At 35.0% G+C, this 14,472-nt stretch carries 13 protein-coding genes; 2 read left to right on the forward strand and 11 right to left on the reverse strand.

Annotation, left to right across the window (positions count from 1 at the left end; all coding sequences use genetic code 11):
• Positions 1-68: 68 nt before the first annotated feature.
• Both WF803_RS01625 and WF803_RS01630 read right to left on the reverse strand, forming a co-directional pair.
• A complete protein-coding gene (locus WF803_RS01625; protein ID WP_489611390.1) occupies positions 69-608 on the reverse strand; it encodes a TetR/AcrR family transcriptional regulator in 540 nt (179 codons plus the stop codon).
• A 285-nt stretch (positions 609-893) separates the two neighbouring features.
• Entirely contained in the window at positions 894-2,171 is a 1,278-nt protein-coding gene (locus tag WF803_RS01630; protein WP_489611391.1) for an IS110 family RNA-guided transposase, read from the reverse strand.
• 412 nt (positions 2,172-2,583) lie between these two features.
• Between WF803_RS01630 and WF803_RS01635 the strand changes: the two genes are divergently transcribed.
• Positions 2,584-2,925, forward strand: coding sequence for a plasmid mobilization protein (locus WF803_RS01635; protein ID WP_489611392.1), 342 nt, complete (start codon positions 2,584-2,586; stop codon positions 2,923-2,925).
• A gap of 324 nt (positions 2,926-3,249) precedes the next feature.
• Here the strand turns inward: WF803_RS01635 and tnpA are convergent, their stop codons facing one another.
• The 8 genes from tnpA to WF803_RS01675 all read right to left on the reverse strand — a co-directional run bounded on the left by tnpA (position 3,250) and on the right by WF803_RS01675 (position 12,342).
• The gene (gene tnpA, locus WF803_RS01640) at positions 3,250-3,720 is read right to left on the reverse strand and encodes an IS200/IS605 family transposase (protein WP_489611393.1); all 471 of its coding nucleotides are present in this window, start codon (positions 3,718-3,720) and stop codon (positions 3,250-3,252) included.
• A 283-nt stretch (positions 3,721-4,003) separates the two neighbouring features.
• Positions 4,004-5,908 (reverse strand): UvrD-helicase domain-containing protein, encoded by a 1,905-nt coding sequence (locus tag WF803_RS01645; RefSeq protein WP_489611394.1) that lies wholly within the window; start codon positions 5,906-5,908, stop codon positions 4,004-4,006.
• The gene (locus WF803_RS01650; protein ID WP_489611395.1) at positions 5,896-7,986 is read right to left on the reverse strand and encodes an ATP-dependent nuclease; all 2,091 of its coding nucleotides are present in this window, start codon (positions 7,984-7,986) and stop codon (positions 5,896-5,898) included. Before WF803_RS01650 ends, WF803_RS01645 begins: the two co-directional genes overlap by 13 nt.
• 77 nt (positions 7,987-8,063) lie before the next feature.
• Positions 8,064-8,819, reverse strand: a complete 756-nt coding sequence (locus tag WF803_RS01655; protein WP_489611941.1) for a nucleotidyl transferase AbiEii/AbiGii toxin family protein — start codon at positions 8,817-8,819, stop codon at positions 8,064-8,066.
• Between the two features lie 77 nt (positions 8,820-8,896).
• Entirely contained in the window at positions 8,897-9,484 is a 588-nt protein-coding gene (locus WF803_RS01660) for a type IV toxin-antitoxin system AbiEi family antitoxin domain-containing protein (RefSeq protein ID WP_019117957.1), read from the reverse strand.
• Positions 9,485-9,797: 313 nt separating this feature from the next.
• Positions 9,798-11,168 (reverse strand): 23S rRNA (uracil(1939)-C(5))-methyltransferase RlmD, encoded by a 1,371-nt coding sequence (gene rlmD / locus WF803_RS01665; RefSeq protein WP_489611396.1) that lies wholly within the window; start codon positions 11,166-11,168, stop codon positions 9,798-9,800.
• Between the two features lie 53 nt (positions 11,169-11,221).
• Entirely contained in the window at positions 11,222-11,704 is a 483-nt protein-coding gene (locus tag WF803_RS01670) for an S-ribosylhomocysteine lyase (protein ID WP_489611397.1), read from the reverse strand.
• A 131-nt stretch (positions 11,705-11,835) separates the two neighbouring features.
• Positions 11,836-12,342: a hypothetical protein gene (locus WF803_RS01675; protein ID WP_489611398.1), complete on the reverse strand. Its 507-nt coding sequence runs from the start codon at positions 12,340-12,342 to the stop codon at positions 11,836-11,838.
• 156 nt (positions 12,343-12,498) lie between these two features.
• Between WF803_RS01675 and WF803_RS01680 the strand changes: the two genes are divergently transcribed.
• On the forward strand, positions 12,499-13,341 hold the full coding sequence (locus tag WF803_RS01680; RefSeq protein WP_489611399.1) for an aldo/keto reductase: 843 nt from the start codon (positions 12,499-12,501) through the stop codon (positions 13,339-13,341).
• A gap of 61 nt (positions 13,342-13,402) precedes the next feature.
• Here the strand turns inward: WF803_RS01680 and WF803_RS01685 are convergent, their stop codons facing one another.
• A complete protein-coding gene (locus WF803_RS01685) occupies positions 13,403-14,458 on the reverse strand; it encodes a hypothetical protein (protein ID WP_489611400.1) in 1,056 nt (351 codons plus the stop codon).
• Between the last annotated feature and the right edge of the window lie 14 nt (positions 14,459-14,472).

Genomic DNA, 14,472 nt, shown 5'->3' on the forward strand with positions numbered 1-14,472 from the left:
AAGATATATTTTTTCTTTCTGAGTAAACCCTAAGATTTACTTAGCATTATTATCTAAGATAATTTCTATCATTTTTTTAATGCAAGTTTGTTCTTCACAAAATTTTCTCTTGCATTTAGAACTTCACAACCTAGAATAAATGTGTTAATAAAATCAGTTATTAATTCGATAGCTTCACTTAATTCACCTCTTACATCTTCATCAAATAACATTAGAATACTATCAGATGATGATTTTTTTAGTTTCTTATATAAGTCTTTTAACTTATCGTCATGATTTAATTCCTGCAAAAACATTGCATAAATTGAAACATAGTCACTCTGATATAGCATTTTTTCTAAAATAATCTCAGATAAAACTTCGCTAAAATCCTGACTTGTTTTATTCATCTCATCATAGATTATCTTCTCTCTGTATTTATTTCCTTCTAACATAATGTCGTATAAAATTTCATAGGTAGAACCATAATGATGATACAAACCACCTCTAGAAAGCCCAGTAGCTTCCATAATGTCATTCATAACTGTATTTCTAAATCCCTTATCCAAAAAGACTTTCATAGCTGCTTGTCTAATCTGCTTTTTTCTTTCATCAGCTTCCATTTTCATTTCATAAATAACCTCCAAACCGACACTATTGTCGGTATTATTATATCAACACTGATAATCATTGTCAATAGCTTCGCTTATACTTCTTTATTAATTTCTTTAAATGCGGTATAATCAATAAAATTGAATAAACGCTTAACGCTTATAACTTTAATAGACCAACTAAGGAAGTCAATAGTTATTTTAAAAATTTTTTAAAAAAATTTTTCAGTCGCAGAACTTAAAAATGTGCATAGCAAATAAGCCTCATATACTTTCATTTTTTGAGGCAACACTTTTAATAGTTTATGCGACTAACTTACTCTTTTCTCGAATTAGTTTTTGATGTTCTTCGGGTGTTCTTAATTCAAATGATTTTTGGTTTCTGAGAACAGCAAAAATAATTTGAACCATCTTTCGCATAATTGCACACATTACAACTTTGTATGGTTTTTCAGCTATTTTCTTTTCAAAATAAGCTCGCATAATAGGATTTAAATACTCTCTGTTGCGATTTGGATACACATTAGATTTAGCCAGCATATGGAGAATTGAGCGAACATGAGGTGATCCTCTTTTAGAGATTTTATTGTTTTTCCTATTGTATGTTCCGCTTTGGGATACTCCCGGATCCAAGCCAAAGAAGGCAACTAATTCTTTCGGTTTCGAGAAATTGGATATATCTCCAAGCTCTGATAAAACAACACATGCTGTATATTCTCCAACTCCTGGAATACTTTGTAAAAGCACTATTTCTTTATGAAACTTTTCATCTAAAAGAGATAGTCTTTTGATTTCATCATCGATTGCTTTCAAAGCTTCCTGTAAACTGAAAATAACCCTCACAGTTGTTTGAATAAGTACTGCTGAACTAAGGCTTACTATACAAACTTCAATAGATTTTTCAGCAGATTTCAATAGTTTTTCATATTTTACTTCGGCATAGGAGGTGCTTTTATGTGAATTTTCTTTTATCAGTTGAATAATATCTTGCTTATTTTCAGGAGATAATACTTCTTGTATAGTAGAATATTTTTCAAGCAAAGACAAAGGTGTTTTCCCTTGCAAATCCGCAAATACTTTCTTGAAATCTGGAAAGGAAATATCTAAAAAAGCGATTAATCGGTTGATGTGTTCCACAATTTCATCCGTCAATTCTTTATGCTGTCTACAAAGCTTTTTGATACTGTTAACGGTATCTGAGTGCGTAATTGTTTCGTTGTAATTCTTAATACGATATAGCAACGCTATATTATATGCATCTGTTTTATCTGATTTAATTTTTCGGATATTGATATTTTTCAATGCTCCACTTTGAATCGGATTAATTACAATGACTTCGTAATTATGCTTACGGAAAAAATTAGCTAAAATTTGATGATAGTGTGCAGTAGCTTCCATGATAATTACTGCTCTGTCTTTGTACTTATCTTCTACCTTTTCAAGTACATAGATGAGTGACTTCATACCATTAATATCATTAGAAATTTTAAGTCTTTTGATGATGTCATTATTAGGTGATAGAATACAGATATCACTGAAAGCTTTACTCACATCAATTCCTACAACAATTTTTTCTGACATAATATACCTCCTATAATTTGGGATGCCCTGTTAATCCAAAACCACAACAGGCTCACGAGTTATACAGGTAATCAATAAATGAACCTAACCAACCGAAAAGATGAAAGGCAATGGAATGAGGGTGGAGTCTATCAAATGAGTAATTCCTAAATTGGAAACCCAGCAAGCACATAAAACAATCCCATTTCATCCCTAATATCTATAATTTTATCATAGATGATTAGGTTCATTTTTAAGAACTATGCTTAAAGCTGTTCTTATACTATTAGTATATGAGCAAGCACAGTAAGTGAGTACCCACTTACGAAAAATTGATGAAGCAGAACCTTTATGGACTGCTTCTTTTTTTATCAATTTTACCTTGTTAGGGAGAACCCTAAGACCCCAATATTTTATGATAAGGAGATATACTATGGATAATAGAAAAAGAAATAATCAACTGAAAATATATTTAACAGATGAAGAAAAGGAAGTTTTTGAAAAGAAAATGAAACTTGCTAATTGCAAAACTATGTCCCACTTTCTTAGAAAATGCGTATTAGAAAAAGAAATTTATATTGTAGACCTAGAACCATTTAGAGATATCCAATGGCTACTTTCAAATGCAACAAATAATATAAACCAGATTGCAAAAGCCGCTAATACAACTGGTGTTATTTACAAGAATGAAATCGAATCAATGAATAAACAGATAGAAAAGTTGTCAAGAGAAATATGGCAGATCCATTCCCTACTTCTTAATAAATCAAAATGAAATTTATTATATAAATCAAAATTTAATTTATAAATACATTAAATACCAGCTGAGAAATTCTACATTTTTAATAAAAACTAGGTACATCAAATACTGCATTTTTCATGAATATAATCATGTTTTTATTTTTCAAATCAATCTACATGATTTGAAAAATATCTTTCCGAACTTAAATATAGTATTCTAGTAAATACAATCAAAACTACCAGCTTAGCTGGTAGTTTGCACAGCGCCTATAAGGCGCGAATACCGGCACGCCCCTATTGGGGCTCCGAGTATTCCGTCACATGCACCACTTTCCCAACTACTGCTTAAGCAGTTTTTTTATTTGTTTTTATTTACTGACTTTCCCGTAAACGGGTCATAGTATTCCTTTATACTTATTTGGTCAGCGTAATAATCTTCTTTTAATTGATTTTGTATATATTCTTTTATTTTCTTTTCATTTCTTCCCACTGTATCCACATAGTATCCTCTACACCAAAAGTGTCTATTTCCGTATTTATATTTTAAGTTGGCATGTCTATCGAATATTATCAGCGAACTTTTTCCTTTTAAATATCCCATTATTTGTGATATTGAATATTTTGGTGGTATTTCTACCAGCATGTGGACATGGTCTGGACATAGCTCTGCTTCTACTATGTTTATTCCTTTCCTTGAACATAATTCTCGAAGTATGCTGCCTATATCTTTTCTTAGTTGTCTATATATTACTTGTCTTCTATATTTTGGTGCAAAGACTATATGGTATTTGCATCTCCACTTGGTATGTGATAAACTATTCTTGTCCAAGTTTTGACCTCCTTGTTTAATTGTGCATGTGATTATCACAATTATACTTTAAGGGGGTTTTCTTGGTGCTTGAAGCTAAAGCTAAATCCCTCCACCTGCATAGCAGGTGGTTTTTTGTTTCGCTCTCTTTCGTTCGCTCAACTCACTTAAGTGTACAATAAAAAAAGAATACCCTCATGCAAGAGTATTCTTAAAATAAAAATAGTAATTATCTTTTTTCATTCTATAGAATAATATTAAAAAGCAGCATAAAACATAAGTAGAAATAGTACCTACTTTTCAATTAAATCGAAGAGAGATCTATAACATTTTCTTCTCCAAAATACTCTTTAGCTTTTTCTAATATGTCAGAATCATCAGTAGGCATATATATTATTAAATTCTTTTTTGCTCTTGTTATACATACATAAAATAATTTTTTTGTACGTTTCTGAACATTAGAGTTCGGAGATCCTTTCCCAAATAATGTTCTAAAGTCATATTTATTCCAATCAGACTCTAATACAAGCAATACATTGTCATATTCACTACCTTTAACACTATGTTGAGTACAAATTGGTGAAAATTCTTTTAAATATAAAACGCTTTTTCTATATTGATTAAATGTTATCTTTTTTATTCTCTCCCATAAATAAAACCCTTTATTTGAAATATAATCACTAAACAATTCATCTTCTTTGAGTAACCCTTTTACTTCCGCAAATTTTAATACATTTTCTATCGTTTGATTATCTTCACTTACAAGATAATCAATTGCTTGCTTAAGGCAAATCTTATCATTTCTATTATGAATAGAAAATTTTGTTATTCTCAGAAAATCATTAAATCTATTAGCCTCATATAATTCAATAATCTCCTCTAATATATCTAATCTGCGTAAAATCCTATCTCTATAAGAATTAGCTTCATATCTACCACTCATTCCATTTAATTTATATGACATGAGTGATTCCTTAGTGATTCTAGATTTTTCGTAAGCTTCTTCCCATGACATATCTTCTAAAACACTATATATTGACTGATAAATTTCATTTCCGTTAATTTGATCTAACAGCTCCACTTTGTTATATGTCGGTTTTACCTCTAACGCTATTTCTCCCAAAGTCTTATTACAGTCTAAATTTCCCTTATCAATTTTTTTCTTTATCTCACTTATAAGCTTAGTTATCAAATCAGCATTATATAGATCATATAAGTCTTTAAAGCCAGTCATTTCAGAATTATATTTATGTGTTAGCCTTAACTCTTTTGTTTGTTTTCCATCAGAAAAATCCCAAGATTCAAAAATATTCTTCCCCTTTACACTTATAAAATCATTTATTTCAGTTCCATATAAAAATTTAATACTACCTTCTCTAATAGTACCATTTTCCATATTAGGTGCATTTATATCTTCTGAAGGTCTTTGCTCAATATCATCATCTCTAAACTTATTGGCTACTTCGATTACAACTCTTGGATTTCTTCGGTTTTGCGTCTTTACTATTTTAGTTAAATTATATTGATTTAAATTACCAACTCCGTCGTCATATATAGACTGCATTGAATCTCCAAAAAAACCAATTACATTTTTCTTATCGCTTTGCTCAAGATGCTTTAGTAAAATATCAGCAACTAAAGGACTTGTATCCTGATATTCATCAACAAAAATACAATCTGCAATATCCTTTAAAATGTCCGCTATTTTTTTATATTTCTCAAACATTTTCTCTGCAACAATCAAAATGTGATTATGGCTGATTTTCACTCTATTTTCTTCATTTGGCGTTACAGAATAATACTCATCATAATCCACATAAAGATTTTCGAAATATTCTTTAGAAATTAAATCCTCAGAAAAATCTTTTGGCTTTTTAAAGTTCTTTTCATTATCATCGTTAATAAGCTCAACTAAAATATTTTTTATTTCATTCTGATATTTTCTGATAAGAGACCATATAAACTCATGTATTGTTGAAACCCAAATATTCTCATTTTCTATTCTTGATAAAATTTCGGCAACTGCATTATTTGTATATGTAATGCATACTATCTTTATATCTGGTGATTCCTCTGTGAGTGCATTTATTAAGGAAATTAAGGAGTATGTTTTTCCACTACCTGCTCCACCTTCTAAAATAAAATTTTCACCATTTTTTATACATTGAAGAGCTTCTAATACTTCTTTTTCCAATGTTAGCGTATCCATAATAAGCCCTCCTCAATATAATGTGGAACTGCCCATTTTTCATCTTCTTCGCCATTCTCATTATCAAAATACAATAAGCTTGATGCAAATGCCGATTTCTTTTTCACATTATTCAAAGCAAAATTATAATAATCACCATTTTCTATTTCATCATTCGAAAAATCTTTTAAAGCTCCATATTGATGAAATCCTTCTTTGTTTTTTAATATAAAGTCTTTATTTAGTGCTATAAATGCATCTTCAAAACTACTCGCTTGATACTCACCATAAGATTCTGGTATTTGATAGGCCATTCTCATATTATCTTTAATTTTATCCTCAGCATTTTTCCCTACAAGTTCCTTAAATTGATTATTCGATGTATCAATTCCAGTATCTTTAAAAAATTCTTTTATTGATGCGTTACTTGTATGTGTTCCCTCATCGGGGTGACAACTCGTATATACAGTTCTTTCTTTTCCATTTTTATCTATTTTCTTTTCAGCTTTAACAGAGTCAATATCCGTAACAAACAAAACTTTTGTTCCTAAAAAGGAAAATAAAGGCATAAATATATGAGAATGCGCTCCAACTTCTATTATAGAAATATTCTGTGATAATAGTGGTATAATATCTGCTCTTGGCTTTTCTTTATTATCAATTTTATGCATCATCACTGGCATTAAAATTCGTTCGGTATCTCCTTCTATACAAATAGCTTTATCCGCAAAGAAAAGTTCACTTCTATTCATTGTCAGATATTGTTTTACAAACTTAAATCCTTTCTGTTCATCTCCACCATACTCTTCTTTTAAAGAATTAAAGCTCTTAGCTATGACCGTATTCCCGTTTTTCTTCAAATATATAATGTCATCAAAGTTACATTCAGAAACTATATGTGATGAATGCGAAGTGATTAAAATCTGCAACTGCTTATTCTTTTCTTTCAACAACTTATTTCTATGTGCTTTGATATGAGATTTAATATTCCTTATAAATATATACTGTAACTGAGGGTGTGTATGTGCTTCAGGTTCTTCAATATATAAGAGATTTATATCTGCTGGTTGTTCAAACAATTCCTGTATATTGGTTTCAATCTCAAATAAAATACCAATTAAATTCAAATACCCCAATCCATTATATGTTTCTGGAAGCGAATAATCTCCCCCTTGTCTATAACTTAAGTTTGTATTATCTGACAATAAATTTTTCTCTGAAATAGATGACTCTATTGCTATATCAATTCCATTTTCTGCACCACCATAAGTTTTAATAACATCTATAACATCACTAAAAATACCATCAATGGGTTCTTCACCTTCACTTTTTTCTCCATTGTAAATCTTAAATAATTCTTTATCGGCTTCCTCCAATTTTTCTTCAAGTCTTGTAAATACCGATTCACTTTCATCTTTTGCAGCTTTATAAGAACTGAAATATTTACCAGTTAAACCTGATAAAACATGATTACGATCATCATTAGAAACCGCTCGATCAGCTCTTATTCCTGCCACTTTAATGACTTTTTGAATATCTTTATTATCAATTTCTTCTGATCTATCTTGCGTTGTTTTGTTTGCTTCAACATCAAACCCTCTTGAATATTTTTTCGTTTCAAAGAAGTTTGCAAAATTCTTACTCATAAATTTGGAAAATGATTTAAAATCTTCAATATTTTTTTCACTAATAATGTTTTTTAATTCTATGATTTTTTTTGCAGCTATTACCGAAATAAATTCTAAAACTATTATGTTATTATCTGGATTTAAGTCCATCATGAATTTTTGAATATTCTCATATGAATCATTATCATTATACTCAATGAATAATTGCATATTAATAGTTTCTAATAATTGAACTTCATCCAGCTTTGTTATATCAAAACCAATTATTTTTTTATAGAGATCTTTCTGGCATTCTAAATTTATATCTTCCCAAAATAATTTAGATGAATTTAGCATTTTATCTAAAACAATAATAGATGATGTTTTTCCACAATTATTTTTGCCTATAACTAGCGACAATTCATCTTTAAAATTTAACTCAAAATTTTTTAATAATCTAAAGTTTTTGACTTTCATCTTTTTTAAAATCATTTTAATACTCCTCTTTACCTTCTAAATCAAACTTTTCTTTTATATTTATTTTCCTAAAAATCCTTTGTCTACTTACATCAACTTGTTGTTTTCGAAACGATTCTCACTACATCAACAACCTTATCAAAGCTCAAATCCCCAATATACTTATTTTCACTGAGATATACTTCCCACAAGGATCTTAGGTATGAATCTTCTTTTATGTCCTCGATTATTTCCTCATAGTCTTGCATTATCTCCCAGCTTTCTCTTTTGTTTAAGGTTCTCTCTACTGCTTCTTTTAAAATTTCATAGTTTATCTCATCTTTCTTTAGTTTGTAGAGGGTGTATAGGTCGTAAAAGTCTCTCATTCGTGTCGTTGCTATATTTCTTCTGATTATTGTTTCATATTTTTCTGCGAGAATTGTTTCTAATGGGTATGCCATTATTTTTATATTTTCTTTGCTAAAGATACAGGGATAGGTATATTCTATTTCCCTTGGTGTTATTGCATCTCCTGTTGTTAAGTCTAGTTTCATTGGGTTTTTAGTTTTCCCAACATTTGCTATTAGTGAAATTCTAAAGTTTTCGTACTCATCTTCTTCTCTTATATAAGAGATGTCTTTTATTTCAAATCTTATTCCATCTTCTACATTGATATTTATAATTTCTTCTACAATGTCTTTTATTTTCTCTTCTTTTAGGGCTATGCCTTTTATGGTTGTGTCCATGTCCATAGTTGTTCTATTTTCAATACCAATTAAGGAAGATATTAAGAATCCTCCCTTTATTACAAAATTATTTTTGTACTTTGATTTAGATAGCCTTTCTAAAAATCTTTCGAAAAAATATATTTGAAGAACTTCTTACGACTTTAGATTTTTCTTCTCTGCCAAGCTCCTTATCTTTCCCTTTATACTCTCGATATTAATCACGATAATACCTCCATGTATTTTCTAATTTCATCTTCTATTTTAAATAGTCTACTGTATTTTATGAGTCGTCTTAGATTTTTATTTGTTGATTTAAAGTATCTTTTTAAGGCTTCTGTAAAAATCTGTTTATCTATTTTTTCTCTTTCGATTATGATATCGCAAATTGTTCGATCTATATCGTAAACTGGAATAAGGTTGCCTTGTGGTGATTTTATTTCTGTCTTTCCAATTTCGTATAGGTCTTTTTTTACATAGTGAACTTGTAGATCTTCGTACCTCTTTTTGATATGGCTGGCATTGTAGCCTTGGGGTACAGATATATGAAATACATTTGGTGTCCTATCTGATAGGTCGTGGAGGTATAGGGCTGTTTGATGAGAAAATATAATTCGATTGCTATTGGATGATATTAAAACAAAATCGTCTATTACCTTTCCTTTTAATTGATACAGTCCTGGTCTTAATCTTTCTAATTGTCCGATTTTTGTTAATTCTGATAAATTATGCCTAGTATATCCAAGTTCTTCTGCTTCTTTGTTGGTTATTACTAAATTTTCTTGGATAAATTCTTTAAGTGTATTCATAGTCCGCCTCCTCTCGTTTACGCTTTTATTATATGTTTTAAAAGCGAATATGTAAAGTTGGCTTGTGAATGTTTCATATTTTGAAAAGGATGTAACGAATCCTTGCTCCCTTTAACAAAAAAAGAGCAGCCTTTTACGCTACTCTTATAGAAAGTACAAAATGAGTTAAATATATTTTTTGTGTTTCCTCATACCAGTTGCAAAACAACTCTTACATCCATGTAGTTTTTTTGAGTCTTTTTGACGTATCCTTCTTCATCTTTATCGAAGACAAAATGCTTATAAAACTGCTTGAAATGCAGGATTTCTAAGTTTACATCTTTTGTATCAATGCTATAGCTTCCACATGCGTGGTTTGCGGAAACATGTCGACCGGCTGCAAGTCTCCAGCCTCATAGCCATTAGCCAGCAGAGCCTTTAAATCACGAGCAAGCGTCGCGGGATTGCAACTGACATAGATGATTTTAGCGGGTGCCAATTCACAGAGACTTTGGATAAAACTTTCCGCCAAGCCTTTCCGCGGGGGATCGACTACGGCCACATCGAAATGCACGCCCTCCGCCTGCCAAGTCGCTAATTGCTGGCTGGCATCTTTGGCAACAAAGGTCATATTATCTAAGCCATTCGCCTTAGCATTTTCCTTTGCTAACGCGATCGCTTCTGGAACGACTTCCACCCCATAAACCTGCTGAGCTTTGGGAGCGAGGCTGGCCCCAATCGTTCCCAGACCACAATAGGCATCTAGAACGATTTCCTGTCCCGTTAAAGCGGCCCGCTTCCTCACCTGCTCATACAAGACTTCCGCTTGTAAAGTATTCACCTGAAAGAAACTGTGCGCTGAAATCGCAAAGCGTTGATTGAATAATTGATCATGGTAGTAGGCTTGGCCGCTCAGTACCCGCTCACGGTCACCTAAAATCACATTATCCTTCCGTTGATTGACATTTAGCACTAAGGAAACCAAATGAGGAAGTGCGGCTTTCAATTTTTCCACAATTTGCTTTTCTTGGGGTAAATTTTCTCCATTAATCACAAGGATCAGCTGCATTTCCTGCGTATAATAGCCTACTCGTACGACCAGGTGCCGCAGGAGGCCTTGATGGCGGCTTTCGTCATAGGCGTCAATAGGAAATTGGCGGAGGATTTCTATCGCCTTCTCAAGGGTTTCATCAATCTGCGGCAATTGAATGTAATAATTGCTTACCGATAGGATATCATGGCTATTTTGCCGGTAGAAGCCCGTGTACAAATTTCCCTTCGATCCGGCGATTGGTACCTGCGCTTTATTGCGGTAATGCCAGGGGTCAGCCATCCCCAAAGACTCCAAAACCTGAATCTGCTCACTCAAGCCTTCTTTGTGCAGGCAATTTTTAACCTGCTTAGCTTTAAAGGAGAGCTGGGCAGAGTATTTTAAATGTGCCAGGGGCAAGGTGCCTGTTTTCAGCATATTATCCCGGGCGGGTAATACATCAGCCCGTTCTGGGCTGTCCGTATAGCGTTTTATGAGTATCGCAAAGCCATAATTTTTTAAGACTTTGACAACCTTAATCTGGCAGGCCTCCCCAGGCAAGGCCTGAGCGATAAAGAGCGGATAGCCCTGAATTTTTGCCACCCCCATGCCTGCATAAGTTAAATCTTCAATAGTTACTTCTAAATATTCGTTTTTGACAACCGGTGCCGTCATCAGCCGCCTCCTTTCAGGCAAAATAAAAACCCCAGGCTGACCTGGGGAAAGCTTTATTCCGTCACGTCAACTACTTCCCGCTTGAAAGGGTCTTTGGAAAAACCTTGATCAAGAACAATTTTAGCCCATTCTTGCGCACCAAACAGCGAATGATCCTTGTAGTTACCGCAGCTCTTTCGTTCGGTCCCTTGCACATCCTTCCATTCAGCCTTCACAACATCATGTAGAACTTTGGTGTAGGCCTTGGCCATATCTTCAGCAGATGGCTCACCCCAGACACTGACATAGAAGCCAGTCCGGCAGCCCATGGGCGAAATGTCAATAACATGGTCCATGTAATCCCTAATGTAAGCCGCGGATAAATGCTCTAACGTATGTAAGGCTGCCGTATCCACTGCGGAAACATTGGGCTGGGCCAAACGGACATCAAATTTTGTAATTTTATCGCCTTTCGGACCCTCTTCTCGGCCAGCAATCCGGACATAGGGGGCTTTAACGGCATCATGATCGAGTTCAAAACTTTCAACTTTAGCCATAATTCGATCCTTTCTATCTGCTTTATTTTTCACACAAATCCATTATAACAAAGGCTTGCAACAGGGCAAAGCGAGAGCAATACAGCCATAAGAAAAGAGGAGCAGTTCGCCTACCCCTCTTAATAAAATTATTAATCTTGATCTTTCTTTTCGTCTTCCTTATCTTTTGGCTCTTCTAGGCCGGGCGTAAAAGCTTTTGGCCAATGGTCGAGGAAACGACCAGGTCGGAAATCTTGGAAGAAGTCCCCAAATCGTTGGTTAAATTCCTTATGCATGTGATTGAAATGGTCCATCAATTCATCATACTGGGCTTGATTTTCTTCTGTCACATCCACCCAACCGGTATCTTGGCCATTAATATTCATGCGCATTTTACGTTGCACTTGGGGCTCAACTGTATTTTCCCGTGGGGCCTGACTCTTTTCTGCCGGCTTAATTTGAAAATTAGCTACTTCATCAGCCGCTAAGTCAGCCATATCCACTTGGAAATAAGCTCCTTTGTCCTTGAGGAAAGCCAATTTATCTTCATCAGGCAGATTCGCATATTCAATAAATTCAGCTTCATTGAGTTCAGCGATTAATTGACCTTTCCCATATTTCTTACTGTTGACATCAGCACTCACATGATACTTTTTCATATTAATCACCTTTTCTTTCTGGAGGCCTTTGCCCCACTACATTCATTATAGCATCTTGGTCAGTAAAGGTCAAATTAACTTTTAGAAATAAGCGCTTTTCTTTGCTTAAGACCGTTTTCTTTACTAAGATTAAGAAAAGCAAAGGAGGTTATGAAAATGAATGCCTATAAATTAAATAATGGGGTGGAAATTCCGGTATTGGGTTTTGGGACTTGGAAGCTTGCAGATGGTGACGAGTGCTATGAAGCCGTGACAACTGCCCTGAAAGCCGGCTACCGGCATATTGATACTGCCCAATATTACGGCAACGAAGCCAGTGTGGGCCGAGCCATCCGGGACAGTGGCCTCGACCGCGAAGAGATTTTTGTCACCACGAAAGTTTGGAACAATATTGGAACTAAGGAAGAGGCCTTGCATTCCATTCAGGAATCGCTCGATAAATTGGGGCTTAATTACGTGGATCTTTTGCTGATTCACTGGCCGAACCCTGTAGCCTTCCGCCAAGAGCCAGGCTATGAAAAGAGAAACCTGGATCTCTGGGCGGCTTTTGAAAAAACTTACCAGGAAGACCGGGCGCGGGCGCTAGGTGTTTCAAACTTCGAAGAGCATCATTTAAAGGCCTTGCTGCCGCACGTTGAAATTTTACCCACCGTGAACCAAATTAAATTAGCTCCTGGTCTCCCGCAAGCCGAATTGGTTCAATTTTGCCGGCAAGAAGACCTGCAGCTGGAAGGCTATAGTCCGCTTGGCTCAGGGAAAATCTTTGAAGATGAAACACTGCTTGAACTGGCCGAAAAATATGGTCACACCGTCGCACAGATTGCCTTGCGCTGGTCCTTGCAACATGGCTATATTCCCCTGCCTAGGTCTAAAACTCCAGCCAATATTGAGAGCAATTTAGATGTCTTTGATTTTACCTTAGAGAAAGCCGATATGGCGAAACTAGATGACCTCAGCTACCTCGTCGATAAGGCGGATCCCGATCATAACGATATCTAATTTTTCCCATTAGAAAAACCTCATGCGACGCGGCATGAGGTTTTTTTCTTTAGCCTAAATTTTAGCTGCGCGTTTCGGTAATTTCTTCAGTCACAAAACGTGTCCCTAAGATGCCACCGAAGACAGCAAGAACGGCACCGATAACCACACCCACAAAGGCCCAGATTGAGGTGCTCATTGCAGTGGTGCTAGCTTTATCTGCACCTTGGCGAAGTTGTTTTACATCTTGTTCTAAGTCCACACGGGCTTGATCCAGCTCAGCCGTTGCTTTTTGCAATTGCTCGCGTGTGCTCTTAGCGGCTTTTTCGTAGCCTTCCACAATATTTTGGGTGGCTTCTTGAGCTTCTTGTTGGTTAAGATTACTATTTTGGTAAATAGCATTCGTTACAGCATCTTGGTCAACGTTTTCGGCAATGCCTTCCACACGTTGGTCAAGATTTTTCATTAAGGTATCTAAAGTCTTGTCAGCTGATTCAGGTTCAGTGACAACATTCTTTGCTGCTTGGCCAATTTCTTCGCTCGCTTCGTTTAATTGCTGGCGAAGGTAGTCTGGTTGCAATTCCTTAACGTCGGTGTCTCGCAAGATTTGCTCAACATTACCATTGAATTCATCGATATCTTGTTGGTCCACATCAATTTGGCCAACAACTTTATCGAAGCTTTCCGTCACAGCGTCGCTAGCAGAGCTAGCAACTTCACTGGTGACTTGGCCCGCACCTTGGGCAATATTACCAAATAAGCTGCCCACGGCGGACAAGGCTTGGGAGAGCACACTGACCAATAAAATCACTGTCAGCATCAAGCTTAAGGCCCAGGTTAAGAAACCATGAACAAGGCCCACGCGACGAGCGGTAATTCCTGAAACGAAGCCTGCTCCGAAGAAGGAGAGGATCAAGGAAATGACCGTCCAAATGATCACGCCGGTACCGACCCCAGCCATCGGATCCGATGACGTTGGTGAGAGCATACCAAAACCGATGGCGTCACCAATTAAGGATAAAGTAAAGAGGAGTGCAAAGAAGGTAACAACTCCAGCGAAAATGGCACCCCAAGAGAGGTTGTAGCCAGCTTCGTGGTCGTCGCCAACTAGCATCGAACGATTAAAACGTTTTTGCATAGGAACAATGACCT

It is taken from the genome of Aerococcus sp. BD502 (genome assembly GCF_057919555.1).

Coding starts and splice junctions, on each gene's coding strand:
- WF803_RS01625 (WP_489611390.1), bottom strand. CDS start 608: ATGAAAATGGAAGCTGATGAAAGAAAAAAGCAGATTAGACAAGCAGCT.
- WF803_RS01630 (WP_489611391.1), bottom strand. CDS start 2,171: ATGTCAGAAAAAATTGTTGTAGGAATTGATGTGAGTAAAGCTTTCAGT.
- WF803_RS01635 (WP_489611392.1), top strand. CDS start 2,584: ATGGATAATAGAAAAAGAAATAATCAACTGAAAATATATTTAACAGAT.
- WF803_RS01645 (WP_489611394.1), bottom strand. CDS start 5,908: ATGGATACGCTAACATTGGAAAAAGAAGTATTAGAAGCTCTTCAATGT.
- WF803_RS01650 (WP_489611395.1), bottom strand. CDS start 7,986: ATGATTTTAAAAAAGATGAAAGTCAAAAACTTTAGATTATTAAAAAAT.
- WF803_RS01660 (WP_019117957.1), bottom strand. CDS start 9,484: ATGAATACACTTAAAGAATTTATCCAAGAAAATTTAGTAATAACCAAC.
- rlmD (WP_489611396.1), bottom strand. CDS start 11,168: ATGACGGCACCGGTTGTCAAAAACGAATATTTAGAAGTAACTATTGAA.
- WF803_RS01670 (WP_489611397.1), bottom strand. CDS start 11,704: ATGGCTAAAGTTGAAAGTTTTGAACTCGATCATGATGCCGTTAAAGCC.
- WF803_RS01675 (WP_489611398.1), bottom strand. CDS start 12,342: ATGAAAAAGTATCATGTGAGTGCTGATGTCAACAGTAAGAAATATGGG.
- WF803_RS01680 (WP_489611399.1), top strand. CDS start 12,499: ATGAATGCCTATAAATTAAATAATGGGGTGGAAATTCCGGTATTGGGT.
- WF803_RS01685 (WP_489611400.1), bottom strand. CDS start 14,458: ATGCAAAAACGTTTTAATCGTTCGATGCTAGTTGGCGACGACCACGAA.